General features: G+C 64.1%; 14 protein-coding genes and 1 tRNA gene. 1 reads left to right on the top strand and 14 read right to left on the bottom strand.

Annotated features, from left to right (window positions below):
* Window position 1: 1 nt before the first annotated feature.
* The 3 genes from SAS01S_RS05735 to SAS01S_RS05725 all read right to left on the bottom strand — a co-directional run bounded on the left by SAS01S_RS05735 (window position 2) and on the right by SAS01S_RS05725 (window position 3,263).
* Window positions 2-1,159 carry a D-alanyl-D-alanine carboxypeptidase family protein gene (locus SAS01S_RS05735; RefSeq protein WP_439646833.1) on the bottom strand — a complete coding sequence of 386 codons (1,158 nt, stop codon included), beginning with the start codon at window positions 1,157-1,159 and terminating at the stop codon, window positions 2-4.
* Window positions 1,160-1,213: 54 nt separating this feature from the next.
* Window positions 1,214-2,155, bottom strand: a complete 942-nt coding sequence (locus tag SAS01S_RS22415; RefSeq protein WP_066806093.1) for a septal ring lytic transglycosylase RlpA family protein — start codon at window positions 2,153-2,155, stop codon at window positions 1,214-1,216.
* Window positions 2,156-2,237: 82 nt separating this feature from the next.
* Window positions 2,238-3,263 carry a lytic murein transglycosylase gene (locus tag SAS01S_RS05725; protein ID WP_245656760.1) on the bottom strand — a complete coding sequence of 342 codons (1,026 nt, stop codon included), beginning with the start codon at window positions 3,261-3,263 and terminating at the stop codon, window positions 2,238-2,240.
* Window positions 3,264-3,385: 122 nt separating this feature from the next.
* Here SAS01S_RS05725 and SAS01S_RS05720 point away from each other — a divergent pair.
* Window positions 3,386-3,475: transfer RNA gene (locus SAS01S_RS05720), tRNA-Ser, on the top strand.
* Between the two features lie 152 nt (window positions 3,476-3,627).
* Here the strand turns inward: SAS01S_RS05720 and SAS01S_RS05715 are convergent.
* From SAS01S_RS05715 to SAS01S_RS05665, 11 genes are all read right to left on the bottom strand, one after another.
* Window positions 3,628-3,816: a hypothetical protein gene (locus SAS01S_RS05715; protein WP_066806091.1), complete on the bottom strand. Its 189-nt coding sequence runs from the start codon at window positions 3,814-3,816 to the stop codon at window positions 3,628-3,630.
* 142 nt (window positions 3,817-3,958) lie between these two features.
* On the bottom strand, window positions 3,959-6,088 hold the full coding sequence (locus SAS01S_RS05710; protein WP_066806088.1) for an AsmA family protein: 2,130 nt from the start codon (window positions 6,086-6,088) through the stop codon (window positions 3,959-3,961).
* Window positions 6,089-6,409: 321 nt separating this feature from the next.
* The gene (locus SAS01S_RS05705; protein WP_066806084.1) at window positions 6,410-6,745 is read right to left on the bottom strand and encodes a PilZ domain-containing protein; all 336 of its coding nucleotides are present in this window, start codon (window positions 6,743-6,745) and stop codon (window positions 6,410-6,412) included.
* 123 nt (window positions 6,746-6,868) lie between these two features.
* The gene (gene rpmE / locus SAS01S_RS05700; protein ID WP_066806082.1) at window positions 6,869-7,099 is read right to left on the bottom strand and encodes a 50S ribosomal protein L31; all 231 of its coding nucleotides are present in this window, start codon (window positions 7,097-7,099) and stop codon (window positions 6,869-6,871) included.
* A gap of 131 nt (window positions 7,100-7,230) precedes the next feature.
* The gene (gene fabZ / locus SAS01S_RS05695; protein ID WP_281179308.1) at window positions 7,231-7,713 is read right to left on the bottom strand and encodes a 3-hydroxyacyl-ACP dehydratase FabZ; all 483 of its coding nucleotides are present in this window, start codon (window positions 7,711-7,713) and stop codon (window positions 7,231-7,233) included.
* The gene (locus SAS01S_RS05690; protein ID WP_066806080.1) at window positions 7,710-8,390 is read right to left on the bottom strand and encodes an OmpH family outer membrane protein; all 681 of its coding nucleotides are present in this window, start codon (window positions 8,388-8,390) and stop codon (window positions 7,710-7,712) included. The genes fabZ and SAS01S_RS05690 overlap by 4 nt, the downstream gene beginning before the upstream one ends.
* A complete protein-coding gene (gene bamA, locus SAS01S_RS05685) occupies window positions 8,390-11,215 on the bottom strand; it encodes an outer membrane protein assembly factor BamA (RefSeq protein WP_084238559.1) in 2,826 nt (941 codons plus the stop codon). Before bamA ends, SAS01S_RS05690 begins: the two co-directional genes overlap by 1 nt.
* Window positions 11,216-11,280: 65 nt before the next feature.
* Window positions 11,281-12,414 (bottom strand): RIP metalloprotease RseP, encoded by a 1,134-nt coding sequence (rseP, locus tag SAS01S_RS05680; protein WP_066806140.1) that lies wholly within the window; start codon window positions 12,412-12,414, stop codon window positions 11,281-11,283.
* Complete coding sequence (locus SAS01S_RS05675) at window positions 12,411-13,568, bottom strand: 1-deoxy-D-xylulose-5-phosphate reductoisomerase (protein ID WP_066806078.1); 1,158 nt, start codon at window positions 13,566-13,568, stop codon at window positions 12,411-12,413. The genes rseP and SAS01S_RS05675 overlap by 4 nt, the downstream gene beginning before the upstream one ends.
* Entirely contained in the window at window positions 13,565-14,380 is an 816-nt protein-coding gene (locus SAS01S_RS05670; protein WP_066806077.1) for a phosphatidate cytidylyltransferase, read from the bottom strand. The genes SAS01S_RS05675 and SAS01S_RS05670 overlap by 4 nt, the downstream gene beginning before the upstream one ends.
* Window positions 14,377-15,096: an isoprenyl transferase gene (locus SAS01S_RS05665; protein WP_066806139.1), complete on the bottom strand. Its 720-nt coding sequence runs from the start codon at window positions 15,094-15,096 to the stop codon at window positions 14,377-14,379. The genes SAS01S_RS05670 and SAS01S_RS05665 overlap by 4 nt, the downstream gene beginning before the upstream one ends.
* Window positions 15,097-15,103 lie beyond the last annotated feature (7 nt).

The raw sequence follows: 15,103 nt of genomic DNA, 5'->3' as shown, positions 1-15,103 counted from the left end.
GTCAGCCGCCGAACAACTGCATGAGCCCGGTCCAGGCGCGACCGAAGAACCCGGCCTGGCCGACATCCTTGTCGGCGACCAGCGGGAAGCGCTGATCGGGCATGCCGGGCGAGGTCACGATCAGGTCGGCGACATGGTCCCCCGCCTTGATCGGCGCCTTGAGCGGGCCGTCATAGACGACCTTGGCGTTGGTATTGGGGGTAGTGCCCGACGGCACCGTCATCGCCAGATTGTCGGCCGCGACCAGCCCGACACTGCTCGACGATCCCAGCTGGACCTCGGCGGTGGCGATCTGCTTGCCCTTGGCGACGATGGGATGCGACTGCCAGGCGCCGAATCCCCATTTCATGAACTTGACCGATTCTTCCTTGCGCTGGTTGAAGCCGGTGAACCCGGCGACCACCATCACCAGGCGACGGCCGTTCTGGATCGCGGATCCGACGAAGCTATAGCCGGCTTCTTCGGTATGGCCGGTCTTCAGCCCATCGGCACCTGCGACGACGCCCAGCAACGGATCGCGATTGGCCTGATCGATCGCCGTTCCGTTCATCTGGGTGCCCCAGGTGAAATTCGGCAGCGCGTAATAGCGCTTATAGAGATCCGGGAAGTCGCGAATCGTAGCCTCTGCCAGCTTGGCGAGGTCGCGCGCGGTGACGTAGGTTACGCCATTGTCCGGCCAGCCGTTCGACGTGCCGAAATGGCTGTTGGTCAGGCCCAATTTCTTCGCCGCGTCGTTCATCCGATCGGTGAACGCCTGTTCGGTACCCGATATGCCTTCTGCCAGCACGACGCAGGCGTCATTGCCCGACAAGGTGACGATGCCCTTGAGCAGATTGTCGACGCTGACGCTCTCATCGGCTTTCAGGAACATCGTCGATCCCTGGCTGTGCCACTTCTTCCAGGTCTCCGGGCTCATCGTATATTGCTGATCGGCCTTGATCTGGCCCTTCTTGAGCATGTCGAACACGACATAGACCGTCATCATCTTCGCCAGCGATGCCGGCGGCATGCGGTGATCGATGTCCTTGGCATAGAGCGTCGCGTTCGACGACAGGTCGACCATATAGGCGACGGGCGCGGGAGTATCGAAGGTCGGCGCGGCGGCAGTGGCCGGCATGGCGGCCAGGACCAGAGCGGACGCTGCGCTCAGGTGGATCATCTTGGGCATAAAGGTCATGGTGACAACAGTCCGTACGCTAAAGCAGTGGTAAGATCAGTCCTGGCGGACCACACGGGCATCGCCATAGCCGCGCGCCGCCGCTGCGTCACGTGCCTGGCTGGCCTGATTTTTCGTCGAATAGGGTCCCATCCGCACGCGCCATACCTGGCCGGCAGGCACAGCCTGTCCGCCCAGGCTCCTGGCGAGTGCTGTGGCGCGGGGCTGGCTCGAAAAGGCTGCCACCTGAACGTAGAATCCACCGGCGATCGGGCCGGTCGGAATCGGCTTCTTAATCGGCGGCTTGGCTGCTTGAGGCTCGGGCGGGATGCGGACAAGCGGCGGGCGCGGCTGGATCTTCGGTGGCCCGGCAATGGGACCTGGAGCGCCGCTCAGCCGCTGGCGGAGCCCAGCAAGCAATGACGGCGGCGTATCCAGTCGCGGCGCCCCCGGTTCGCCCGCGCGCAACGCGGCGAGATCGGACGGACTGACGGTGACCGCGCGGACGCGCACTGCCTCGCGTCCGGTTATGCCTAGCGTCCGCGCCGCACCTTGAGAGAGGTCTATCAGCAAATTGGTCTGCCGCGGCCCGCGATCGTTGATCTGGACCAGGATCGTGCGGCCCGTGTCGAGCGCGGTTATCTCGGCATAGGAGCCGAGCGGCAGCGTGCGATGCGCCGCAGTGAATCCCTTGGGATCGAACGGAACGCCCGATGCCGTGCGCCCGCCCGCCAGCTCATCGCCGTACCAGGTGGCATAGCCGACTTCGTCGTAGCGCGACTCGCCGCGGCCCGAGGTGGCGCGCGGACCATCCGATGAGGGCGGCCCGGCATCGGCTTCGTCGGCAGAGAGCGGCGCGGGTCGGCCTGCCGGCGGCACGACATCGGGCGCGCCGGCCGAAGCGAGCGGCGTCGGCTGCGGCGCCTCTTGTGGACTAGATGGTGGATAGGTCTGTGGATAACCGCCTCGCGGCGCGCTGCCATAGGTCGGATCAGACAAGCGTGGTCCGTCACCAGACCCGCCGCTTCCTACGCACCCCGCCAGGACCAGGCATGCCCCCAGCCCGGCCCCGAACGCCCCGTTACTCAACCGCATCCGCCAGCAGCCCCACGCTCAACGCATAAAAATTCGAACAATTGTAATCGAGGATAACCCGATAATTGCCGGTCAGCAGATAGGCGGTCTTGCCGGGTCCGTCCGGCTCGATCAGCGTCGCCTGCACATTGCCCGCCGGCCACGCCTTCAACTGTGGCACGATCCCCAGCGCGCGCCATTCGGCGATCGACCGCCAGCCGCTTTGTCGAGCGAACACTTTGGGGCAGCGCGGCGAGATCAGCTTGTTGGTCACGCCCGAGCGATCGAACGTCGCGGGTACCGAGACGGCAAGGCCCCAGGGCTGCCCACGCCGCCATCCGGCATTGTAGAAATAATTGCCGATCGAGGCGAGCGTGTCGGCGTCGCTGTTCCAGATGTCGGCGCGGCCATCGCCATCGCCATCGCGCGCCATGCGGAGATAGACCGACGGCAGGAATTGCGGCCCGCCCATCGCGCCCGCCCAGCTGCCGACGAGCTGGCTGCGCGAAACGCCGCGATCGACCATTTTCATCGACGCGATCAATTCACCTTCGAACAGCGAGCGGCGACGGCCATCATAGGCCAGAGTCGCCAAGGCCCGCGGCAGGTCGAAATTGCCCATGATCCGGCCGTAATTGGTCTCATGTCCCCAGATCGCGACCATGATCGATTCGGGGACACCGGTTTCGCTCTCGATGCTGCGCAGATGCGCGCGTTCGGCCAGGTACTTCGCCCTGCCCTGCCCGATTCGGGCGGCGTCGACATGGCTGCGAAGGTACGGCGCGAACGGCGGCGACGCGCTATTGGTCGGATTGGCCGGATTGCCTCCCGGCTGGGCATGATCGAGATCGATCACGCGTTGATTGAAGGTGAGCCCGGCCAAGACCGAATCGGCACTCGACGGTTTCACGCCCTGGGCAAGCGCGCGGCTGCGCACGCTTTGCAGATAGGCCTGAAACGCCGCATCGTCCTGTGCGTTCGCCGACCCCGTTGTCACCCACAACCCGGCGGTCAGCGTGATCGCCGCCGCCATTCGTCCCATCATACCCCGTCCGCGCATCGGCAGACCGTGCCACAGCGCGCGGCAAAGGTGAAATCCCATCGTCGCACGACTTGCACAAATCGCCGCCGTTGCGCAAAGCGCTGCTCGCGCGCGGAGAGGTGGCCGAGTGGTTTAAGGCAGCGGTCTTGAAAACCGCCGTGGGTTAACGCCCACCGTGGGTTCGAATCCCACCCTCTCCGCCACGGGACGCTCCGGTGCGCGCTGCTGATCCATTTGGATCCAGATTAAGCGGGAGCTTCCTGGACAATTCAGGCCGGAAGCGCTCCTGCTTCTGGCAGTGAGATCCTGTAATCGGCCCAGCCGGTCGACAGGAGCGCATCGGCGACCGTCGCCGTCACCACGCCCGGGGCTGAGACCCCACGCGCGCGGCGACCGCTGCCTCGATCTCGTTCAACTGCGCTTGCGACAAGACGCCGGCCAGCAGTAGCCCGCGCATCAATTCGTCGGCCAGCGCGGCCAGAAAATGCACTTCGGCGCGCTCGGCATGCGTGTCTTCGCCATCCGCGTTCAGGTCGCCACCCATGCGTCTCTCCTCCGGCAAGCTTCAATGCGTGCGTGAACGATTGATCATCAAATTCGACGCAAACGGGTGAAGCCGCGGCAGTATCCTGGATGGCCGCGCGCCGTCTCCAGTCGCCGCTCTGCCCTCACCGGCGTCCTTGCGGTCAGAAGATTCCGAGAAACTTCTTCTTTTGTTTCTTGCGATCGGCGACCGACTCCTTCCCGCTCTCCGATTTGGCGGTGGTGCCGTTGCCGACGTCGTCGCGCGGCTTGCCCTTCGTCGTCCGCATCGCCTGGGCATGAGCGCCGGCCAGGATCGGCCCGCACGCGGCGCTTTTCGCGTCGCCGACATCGATAAAAGCGAGAATGGCGGCGAGCGGACTCGCGACGGCCGCCAATCCGACACCCCCACCAGCGCGAGCGAGCAACTCCGGGCTGATCACCTCGATGCGCGGCTTGGCGAAATACCCGTTGAGGCCGACCGGCGACTGGGCCGAGAACAGCGAGAATTGCTTGCCGTCGGCGCGAAACGCGAGGTCGACGCCCTCATTCTTGAAGCTCAGCCCGCCACGGCCGAGGATGACATTCTTCTTCGTGTCGATGATGATCGGGTCCGCGGCGGCTACCCCGTCGCGCACGGTGAAGGCTATCAGCCCGCAATTGATCTGCACCGGCTCTTTCAATTTGTGCTCGAACATCTTCTGGACGAATGTGCCGATGTCGAGCTCCGACAGCTGGGCGTTGCGCGTCCAGAAGCTGCCCCCCGGTATGATAAACGCGACGCGACCGCTCGCCGAGGCGAGCGAATCGTGGATCGTGTCGCCGCGCCCCTTCAATTGGATGCGGCCCTTTATCGTGCCGCTCGTGCCTGACTCGTCTACGCCATAACCGGCGAGCAGCCGGCCCATCGGCGTGGGCGACAGACGAATGTCGTAACTGTCGAGCGCCGGCCGCGATCGCGTATCGAAAATCAGGTCCGATGCCACGTTGCCCCGCGCCATCGCAAAGCTCAGCGGAGACAGCGCCAGCCGGCCGCGATCGAGCGCCAGCGTCAGGTCGACATGGGCGATTGGCAGGTTGCGCGACTTGATATCCTGGATCGTCCAGCGCAGCCCGGCATCGAAACGCTGCAACTCGGCGACCGGCAACGCGGCGTCGGGCAGCACGCGCTGGGGCGCGGCGCCAGTTGCCGCGGCAGCGGCCACCGCGCCCTTCGCCGCGACGATGTCGGGATTGTAGCCGATGAACGGAGCGGCATCGACGATGTCGAGTTCGCGCGTGGCCAATACCGAATCGAGCCGAAGCCGCTCGCCAGTGACGATCGTCAGCCGCCCGGCGAGGTCGCTGTCGCCGAACCGGCCGGCCATGTGCGTGAAGCGATAATCGGGGCCGTCCTTCACCAGTTGCGCGCGCAGCGAATAATCGCGGGTATTGGGTAGGACGACGCCGATAATGCCGAGCAGTTCGGCCAGGTTGCTGCCGCGCGCGCGTACGCGTAGCGGCACGTTCTCGATATCGGTCGCCGACGGCAATGTCCCTGCCACGTCGATCACGTTGCCCGCGGCCCAAGCCCGCGCGACCAGCTTGTTCTCGCCGCGATCGAGCGTCGCGTCGGGCGACATCAATTGCGCGACAAGACGAAACGGCGTGTCGCGAATTTGTCCTGTCCCGTGCAGCTCGACCGCCTTGCCGATCTCCTTGTTGGTGGCGGCGATCGGATCGATCCCCAGGTCGGCGAGCAGCCGCATCCGCGGATCGGCATACCGCACCTTTGTACCCACGACCGTCGCGCGGTCGATCCGTGGCAGTTCGAAAGGCTTGCCGCCCGTGTCGGCAAACGTCCAGGTGTTGGTGTTATGCCCGGCATTCCATTCGAGGTCGGCCGAACCGCCAGTCAGGTCGAGCCAGTAGACTCGCCGTTTGCCGAACAGCAGGCTCAACGGCGCAATACGCATATCGATCTTTTGCGCCTGGAACAGATTGGCCTTGGTCGCCCATTTCGGATTGGCGACGCTCAGACCCTCCGCATAGAATTTGATCTTCAGCGGTGCGAAATAGAGCTGGAAGTCTCCTTCCACTTTGACATCGCGGCCAGCCATCCTGGTGGTGACGCTCTCGAAAGGCCGTTTCAGGAACCGGCCCTTCGTGATGAACAGGACCAGCCAGATAATGAGGAGCGTTGTGAGCGCGCCGACCAGACTGTTGCGGACGATCCGCCAGGCGCGACTGCCAAAAAAGCCCGCCGCCGGCTTTGCGTCGGTAACGTCCTTGGAAGCGGCCGCAATCGTATCCATCGCCGCTTGAATCGCGCGAAGGCATTCAAAGGTTCATTCGCCGTTGCGCTGGCGGCCCGGCGAAGTTGGACGCGGCCTTTGTCAGCGGTTGACGTAACCGCGACGACCTGGCCGACCGGCATCTGGGTCAGGCCCAGCCCCACCGACTAACAGTCCGATCCCGGCATACGCGCCATAGCTGCACATCACCGTCGGTTTGCGGGCGGGGGATTAATAAAGGGAGATGCCTGGTTTGCGACGCACGCGAATATCTGGGCGGCTCGTTAGCAGATTCCGGTCGCCGGCCATAGCAGGGAGCGCAGCGCCGCGGCCCAGGGATGATCAGGCAGCTCCCACCTCGACCAGCGCTTCGTACAAATGGTCGGGCAATGTGCGGTGGAACAAGCAGCCGGCCTGGAAATCATCGGCCCAGCGGACCGTCGCCGCGATCTGTCCGGCACCAGGCAGGGTCAGCCAGATCACGCTGTCCTTCTTGAGCGCCGAATAGGTCGAGATGCGCGCACCTTCGGGCGACAAATCGGTCACGCGGCACAATGTCCGGTCGAGGCCGCCCCTACCCAGCTTGGCATCGAGCGACACGGGCGCGCGCGGCGACCGTCGGCGGTTCATCACCGCAGGTTCGAATTCCGCCGAAATATTGATCTGCCTGGCTTCCATGGCGCAAAGCCTAGGCACGCGATGCCTAAGACAGCGTTAAGGACAGCATCTCCGACACGCCAACGCCGCGCTCCCATGGGGAACGCGGCGGCAAACGTCGCGCAGTCGCCGAAGCGGTGCGGCTTACTTCTTGGTGAGCGACAGCCCGCCGAAACGCTTGTTGAAGCGCGCCACCTGACCGCCCGCATCGAGCATCTGGCCGCGGCCACCGGTCCAGGCCGGGTGCGACAAGGGATCGATTTCGAGCGTCATCGTGTCGCCTTCCTTGCCCCAGGTGGAACGCGTTTCGTACACGGTGCCGTCGGTCATCTGGACCTTGATCATGTGGTAATCGGGATGAGCGTCTTTCTTCACGTCGCGAAATCCTTTTGAAAGCCACCGGTTTCCGACCGGCAGCGAAGCCGCGGCGCCTAGCAGAGGGTGCCGCGCGACGCAACTATCTCGGAAAATGTCCTGAACGGCGCCGGGGCGCCGGCACCGACGCGTCAGGCTGCCGCTGGCGGATCGGCGATCATGGCCGTAAAGTTCGCCTGCGCGGCCAATTGCCCGTCGATCAGCGCGCGGCCGGCGAATTTGCACACCGATGAGCGCTTCTGGACGAAATCGACTTCGAGCCGGAGCAGCACGCCGGGTTCGACCGGCTTGCGGAACTTGGCTTCGTCGATCGCCATGAAATAGACCAGCTTGCCCGACCCCGCGAGGCCCAAGCTCTCGACCGCCAGCACGCCGGCGGCTTGCGCCAGCGCCTCGACGATCAGCACGCCCGGCATGATCGGGCGGCCAGGGAAATGACCCTGGAAGAAGCCTTCGTTGATCGTCACCGCCTTGATCGCGACGATCGACCGGTCGAGGATCAATTCCTCGACACGGTCGACCAGCAGCATTGGGTAGCGGTGCGGCAGCGCCGCCATCACCCGCCCGATATCGAGCGGACCGATGGAAGCGGCTGCCGTCGCCTCTTCGCTCACCGTCCGGACGGCTTCTTGCCGGTCGACGGTGCCGGTGCCGGCGTTAGTGCGCTACCGGGAACGCCCGCCGGCGGATTGCCGCGCGGTGCCGCCGGGGCACCGGCGGGGTTGCCACCCGGCTGCCAATTGGCCGGCGGGGTGATGCTGACGGTCGTCACCAGCTTATTGAGCTCGGCGGTGATGTCGTCGGTGATGTCGGCATTGGCGTCGAAGTCGAGCGCTGCTTCCGGGCGGATCACCAGGCTGACGCGCTTGGTGGTCTTGACCGTGGCATAGGCCTGCTGGAACTTGGCCGAGATCTGCTCGATCGCATAAGCGCGAGCACGCAGGGCCGGCATTTCCGCCGTCGATGCCTGCTGCTCCTTCTGCTGGATCGAAGCGAAATTGGGCGAGGCGCGCAGCTTGGCGAGCTCGGAATCGTCGAGCTGTCCATCCTTGTTGGCGTCGAACGCTTGCTCCAGCGGCGCGAGCTCCTTGCGGATCGCCTCCGCCTGATCGAGACCGGTCTTGTAGGTGGTCTTGATCTGGCCGATCGCCGTGGTGAACGCGGCCGTCTTCAGGATCGCCGTCTGCGGGTCGGCGACGGCGACGGACTGCGCCGAGGCGGCGGGCGCCAGCGCCAGGCCGGTCGTCAGCGCGACCGCGCCGATGCCGAGATATTTGGTCATGCTATTCATCAGAATTGAGTCCCTACGTTGAATGTGATGAGTTTGGTATCGTCGCCCTTGGAATGCAAAAGCGCCTTGGCGATGTCGATGCGAAGCGGCCCGAACGGCGAATTCCAGTTGACCCCGAAGCCGATCGACACGCGCGGCCGCGGCGTGTCGCCGAGGAACTGCTCATCGAACGCCGGAGTAGAACTGGTCAGCGCATTGTTGGCCGCGCTGCCGACGCAATTGCCGCTCGCGTCAGGAATGCCAGTCGCGCAGAGTGTCTGGGTTTGCACACTGGTGGTGGGGTCAACATAATAATAAAGTTGCCGGCCGGAACTGTCTTTGATCGGCGTTACGATCGGGTCGTAGATCGTCTTCTTGGTAACCGGGTCGATGTGCGACGGGAAAGTCGTCAGAGTCGGTTTGGTGACGCCCCAAACGGCACCCACGTCGAGGAAGATCGACGGACGAAGCCCCAGCTCGCGAATGCCGCCCGAAAGCGGAGGCTGAAGCTCGAACCTCACGAGATAATAGGCCCGACCGCCCAAGGCGTCGTCGATATAATTCTTCTTGTCGGGATCGAGCGTCTGCGCGGTGACGACGCCGTTCGCGTCAGTCGTGTTGATGTAATTGGTACGCCGGACACGCGGGCCGACGCCGCGAATGTCGAAGCCACGGATCTGCGGCTCGCCGAGATAGAACCGATCGGTGATGCGAACCTTGTCGATGCCGCCGCCGCGGCTCTTTTCCAGGCTGGCGATGTAGCCGGCCTCGCCACTGATCGAGAAAATCCAGTTATGGCCAAGGTTTACGTATTTCGACGCTTCGATGCGTGAGCGGACATACCGCACGTCGCCGCCCAGCCCGGCGAAATCCTGGCTCAGCACCAGGCGCTTGCCCGCGGTCGGCCTCAGACGGCTGTTGAGGCTGTCATATACCAAGGAATAGCCGAGGACGGACGATAGGCGATTGCCGATCGCATCGCACAAATAGCGTCCTGCCTGCAACGGATCGCAAGTATCGTTGCTGCTATTCCCGCGGATGCCGTCGAAGTTCTTGTCGGTGTAATAGGTGCCCCTGTCGAGTCCGACCTCGTCATAGGTCAGGCCGTAGCGCGCCGACAGCGACCAATATTCGGTGATCGGCACGCCGGTGCGGACCTGAAAGCCGGTCGAGACCTGCGAATAAGTCGTTTGGCGCTGGTCGCCGAGATAGTTGAACGAGTTATAGTCGCGGCGGAAGATGTCGACGCCGACGGCGACGTTCTTGTTGAAAAGATACGGCTCGGTGAAGCCGAGCGACACCGACTTCGAATAAACCGAATAGTCGACATTGGCGCGCAGCTCCTGGCCCTTGCCGCGGAAATTGCGCTGCGTGATGCCGGCCTGGATGATGAACCGTTCGAGGCTCGAATAGCCCGCCGACAGCGACAATTCTCCGGTCGCCTTTTCCTCGACATTCGCGTTGAGCACGACGCGGTCGGGCGCGGAGCCCTGTTCCTGCTTGATCTCGAACTTGTCCTGGAAGAATCCCAGGCTGTTGATGCGATCCTGCGAGCGCTTGACCTGGAAGCTGTTGAACGCATCGCCTTCCGCCAGGCGGATCTCGCGGCGAACGACCTTGTCCTGGGTGTTGCGGTTGCCGGTGATGTCGATCTTTTCGATGTAGGACCTTTTGGCTTCCGCGATGTGGAAGTTGATCGACATAGTCAGCTTGTCGGGGTCGCGGTTGAACTCCGGGTTCACGTCGGTGAACGCATAGCCGAACAGGCCGGCGGTCTCGTTCAGGCGATCGACCGAATCCTCGACGCGCTTGGCATTGTACCAATCGCCCTTGTTGATCCCGAGGCCCGCCGCCAGCTTGTTGTTGTCGAAATCGCGGATATCGCTATCGACGGTGACGTTCCCGAACTTATAGCGCGGCCCTTCTTCCACCACATAAGTGATGATAAAATTCTTCTTGTCCGGGGTCAGCTCGGCGACCGCCGAGGTCACGCGGAAATCGGCATAGCCCTGGGTCAGATAGAATTGGCGCAGCTTCTGCTGGTCATAGGCCAGACGATCCTGGTCGTAGGACGTGTTGGACGACATGAACCGGGTCAGGCGCGCCTGCTTGGTGACCATCTGCTCGCGCAGCTTGCCATCGGAAAAGACGTTGTTGCCGATGATGTTGATCGCGCGGACCTTGCTCTTGGGTCCTTCGTCGATCTCGAACACGACGTCGACGCGGTTCTGGTCCAGGCTGACCATCTTGGGCTCGATCCGCGCGGCGAAGCGGCCCTGACGACGATAGAGCTCGACGATCCGCGCGACGTCCTGGCGCACCGCGGTGCGGGTGAAGATCTGGCGCGGCGCGAGCTTGATTTCCTTGGTGATCTTGTCGGACTTGAGGGTCTTGTTACCCTCCAGGATCACGCGGTTGATGATCGGATTCTCGCGTACGCGGATCGCGATCTCGCCGGTTTCGACGCCGGCTATCGATACGTCAGCGAAGAGGTCACTGGCGAGCAAGTCACGCAGCGCCTGATCGAGCGTCTCATTGGTATAGGCCTGGCCGACACGCAGTTTGGTGTAGGACATGACCGTCTCGGGCTCGATCCGCTGCGAGCCTTCGACACGGAGCGAGCGGATGACGCGCTGCGGCGCCACCGCCGGCGAGGTCGGAGCGGCGGACGCGGTCTGCGGCGTGGCAGGCGCAGTCTGCGGTGCCGCAGCGGCGGGTGTGGGAGCGGCGGGCGCAGCGGCGGTTTGGGCGGCAGCTGCCACCGGAACCCCCGAGAGCATCGTTCCCGCGAGCAACACCGTCACGGCGCGCGTTCCGAACTTCGACGTATTGATAACTTTCACCATTCCACCCCAGCCGGAGACATTGCCGTCGCGTGATTTACGGGCGCGCCCGCCCTGCCCTAACCGCTTCAGCCGATCAACCCGGCGAGATGCTGCCACAAGCCCACCTTGCCCAGATCGTTGAACGTCACGACCAGAAACAAGCACAGGATCGCCGCCAGCCCGCCGCGAAAAGCCCATTCCTGGATCGCCGGCGTCACCGGACGCCGCCGCACAGCCTCGATCGCGTAGAACAGCAAATGCCCTCCGTCGAGCATGGGAACTGGCAAGAGGTTGATGAACCCCAAATTAATGGAGATAAGCGCGACCAGCCAAACGAAATAATCCCAGCCCAACGACAGCTGCTCTCCCGAGATTTTCGCCATGCCGACCACGCCAGACATGTCTTTGATGGGACGACGTCCGGTAATCAGCTGGCCTAGCCCGTCACCCGTCTGGCGGACGATGGCGCTGACCTGCTCTAACGCGATACCCGGTGCTTCCAACACGCCAACCCGCTCGAATACGGGTTTGGGCGGCCTAATACCGAGCAGACCGACATCGGCCTGATTGCCGAACTTGTCCTTGCGATGGTCGATACCGATAACGACGTCGCGCGCCATGGCTACACCGCCACGTTCGAACTCGATATGGGCGCGTTCGCCAGCGCGGAGCTGGACGTACATCACCAGATCCTCGAACGTCGCCATCGGGCGCCCGCTGATCGCGGTGATACGATCGCCGGTCTGCAAACCCGCCGCCGAAGCCGCGGTCTTCGGCTCGATTCCGCCCACCGTCGACGGCGTGCGATCGGTGCCGTAGGCCAGCGTGAATCCGAGCAGGATCAGGAAGGCGAGCAGAAAATTGGCAGCCGGACCGGCGAGGACGACGATTGCCCGCTGCCATAATGGCTTGGCCTGGAAGGTTCGCTGACGTTCGTCGGCCGGCAAGGCGAGCCAAGTCGGGTCGGGCTGACTCGCCGGATTCATATCACCCGCGAAGCGAACATAGCCGCCAAGCGGAATCCAGCTCAGCTTCCATCGCGTGCCATGCCGGTCGGTGCGGCCCCAGACCTCACTGCCGAAACCAATCGAGAACACCTCTGACTTGATCCCGCACCAACGCGCCGCGAGGTAATGGCCAAGCTCGTGAATGAAGACCAAAGGCCCCAGCATCAACGGGAAGGCGATCAGATAGAAGAACGGGCCGGGGCTCTGCATCAGGTCACGCAATCCTCTACACGCTCGCCCGCGATGGTACGCGCTTCATCGTCTATAGCCAGTACGTCGTCCAGTGTCTCGGGCGCAGGCGGGTCGTAGCGGTCAAGCGTATCGGCGACGATTGCGGCAATTTCGAGGAACCCTATTTTCCCGGCCAGAAAAGCCGCCACTGCCACCTCATTGGCGGCGTTGAGGATCGCCGGGCGTGCACCGCCTGCGGTCAACGCGCGCCGCGCCAGGGCCAGCGCGGGAAAACGCTGATCGTCGGGCGCTTCGAAATCGAGCCTGCCGACCGCGACCAGATCGAGCGGCGCCATCGGCGTCGCCATCCGTTCGGGCCAGGCGAGGCAATAAGCGATCGGCGTGCGCATATCGGCCGGTCCCAGCTGCGCCAAGACCGATCCGTCGGCATATTCGACCAGCGAATGGACCAGCGACTGGCGATGCACGATGATTTCGATGCGGTCCGGATCGACCGGGAACAGCCGCGCCGCCTCGATCAGTTCGAGACCCTTGTTCATCATCGTCGCCGAATCGACCGAGATCTTGGCGCCCATCGTCCAATTGGGATGCGCCACCGCCTGCTGTGGTGTGACGTCGCGCATGCGTTCCAGGCTCCAGTCGCGAAACGGTCCTCCGCTCGCGGTCAGGATGATGCGGCGAACGTGTTTCACCTGGGCCGGATCGAAACATTGAAAGATCGCATTGTGCTCGGAATCAGCGGGCAGCAGCGTCGCGCCGAAACGCCGCGCGGCGTTGACCACCAATTCTCCTGCCGAAACCAGCGGTTCCTTGTTGGCGAGCACCACGGTGCCGCCTCGCTCAACCGCCGCCATCACCGGACGCAGCCCGGCGCACCCGACGATCGCCCCGACGGTGAGGTCAGCCCCCGACCGCGCCGCATCGCACACGGCTTGCGCGCCGCCAGCGGCATCGGTGTCGGTGCCGCGCAACGCCTCGCGCAACGCCGGCAGGCAGCTCTCGTCTGCGACCACTGCCAATTCGGCGCGCGTTCGCCGCGCAGCGGCCGCAAGGCGCTCGACGTCGCAATTGGCGGTCAGCGCCCGTACGCTGAAACGATCCGGCTCCCGCTCGATCAGGTCGAGCGTGGATGTGCCGACCGATCCGGTCGCACCTAGAATGGTGACGGTCTTCATGGGCGCCACACGTACAGCAGAGGAACGATGACGACCAGGAAGGCGGCAACCGGCGCCACCGGTACCAGCCCGTCGAGCCGGTCGAGCACGCCGCCATGTCCTGGGAACAACGCCCCGCTGTCCTTTCTCCCGGCGCGGCGCTTGAGCCAACTCTCGAACAGGTCGCCGCCTTGAGCGAGAAACGCCAGAAACGGAGTCGCCAGCGCCAGCCGCACCGCCAGGCCATATTGCCAATGGAGGAACCAGCCGAACGCCGTCGCCAGTGCGATCCCGCCGATCAGCCCAGCCCACGTCTTGTTGGGGCTGATCGTCGGCGCGAGTTTCGGGCCGCCGATATATTTGCCGGAGAAATAGGCCCCGATGTCGCACATCCAGACCAACGCCAGCGTCCACAACGTGTAGATCAGCCCGAACTCGCGGTTTTCGCGAATGACCAGCAAGGCCAGGACCGGCACGCCGACATAGACCATGCCCAGCCCCAGCGCGCGCGGCTTGAAAACCGCGGCGACGAACACCGCCGCCGCCCCGACAATTCCCAAAGCGAACCAGCCCGGCCCCCAGGCGGCGGGCGACATCACGGTCAGCGGGACGACCAGTGTCAGCATCGCGCCGCGCTTGTCGCGAGCCGTGGCGTCGACCAGCTCGGCCCATTCAGCGATCATCACCATCGCCATCGCCGCCACCAACAGCCAGAATATCCATCCGCCGAGCACCACCGCTGCGAGCGCCAGCGCCATCAGGCCGAGGCCCACTGCAGCGCGGATCAGCAATTCGGGAGGGCGCTTCGGGGGGTGCGCGGGACGGTCGCTCACAAGCCTCCGAAACGACGTTGCCGCTGCCCGAAAGCGGCAACCGCCTCGCTCAAGGTGTCGGCATTGAAATCGGGCCAGAGCGTGTCGACGAACAGCAATTCGGCATAGGCCGCCTGCCATAGCAGGAAGTTCGACAGCCGCTGCTCGCCGGAGGTGCGGATCAACAAATCGAGCGGTGGCAGATCGTGCGTGTCGAGCAGACTCTCGATCGCCTGCGTATCGATATCCTCGATCGCCATGGCCCCGTCGCGGACACGGCGCGCCAGTTCCTGGGCGACGCCGGCCAGTTCAGCCTGCGATCCGTAATTGAGCGCGATCGCCAGCAGGGGACCGGTGTTGCCAGCGGTCCGTCCGGCCGCATCGTCGATCATCGCGACCAGATCCGGGGAAAAACGGCGATAATCGCCGATTACCCTCAACCGCACATTCTCGCGGACCAATTCGTCGAGGTCGCTGCGGATGAAATGCCGCAGCAATCCCATCAGATCGCCGACTTCCTCCTCGGGACGCCGCCAGTTCTCCGACGAGAACGCGTAGAGCGTCATCGCCTCGATCCCCATCGCGCGAGCGGCGCGGGTTACCTTGCGAACCGCCTCGACGCCTTGGCGATGCCCCGCGATACGCGGCAAGTGACGCTTCTTCGCCCAGCGTCCATTGCCATCCATGATGATGGCGACGTGGCGCGGCAATACCGCGTTGGAAGCGGCAGGCGCCATGTCGGTG

Source organism: Sphingomonas asaccharolytica NBRC 15499 (assembly GCF_001598355.1).
GTDB lineage: Bacteria > Pseudomonadota > Alphaproteobacteria > Sphingomonadales > Sphingomonadaceae > Sphingomonas > Sphingomonas asaccharolytica.
The sequence above is the reverse complement of the archived record's forward strand: the minus strand, read 5'-3'. Positions and strand labels throughout refer to the sequence as shown.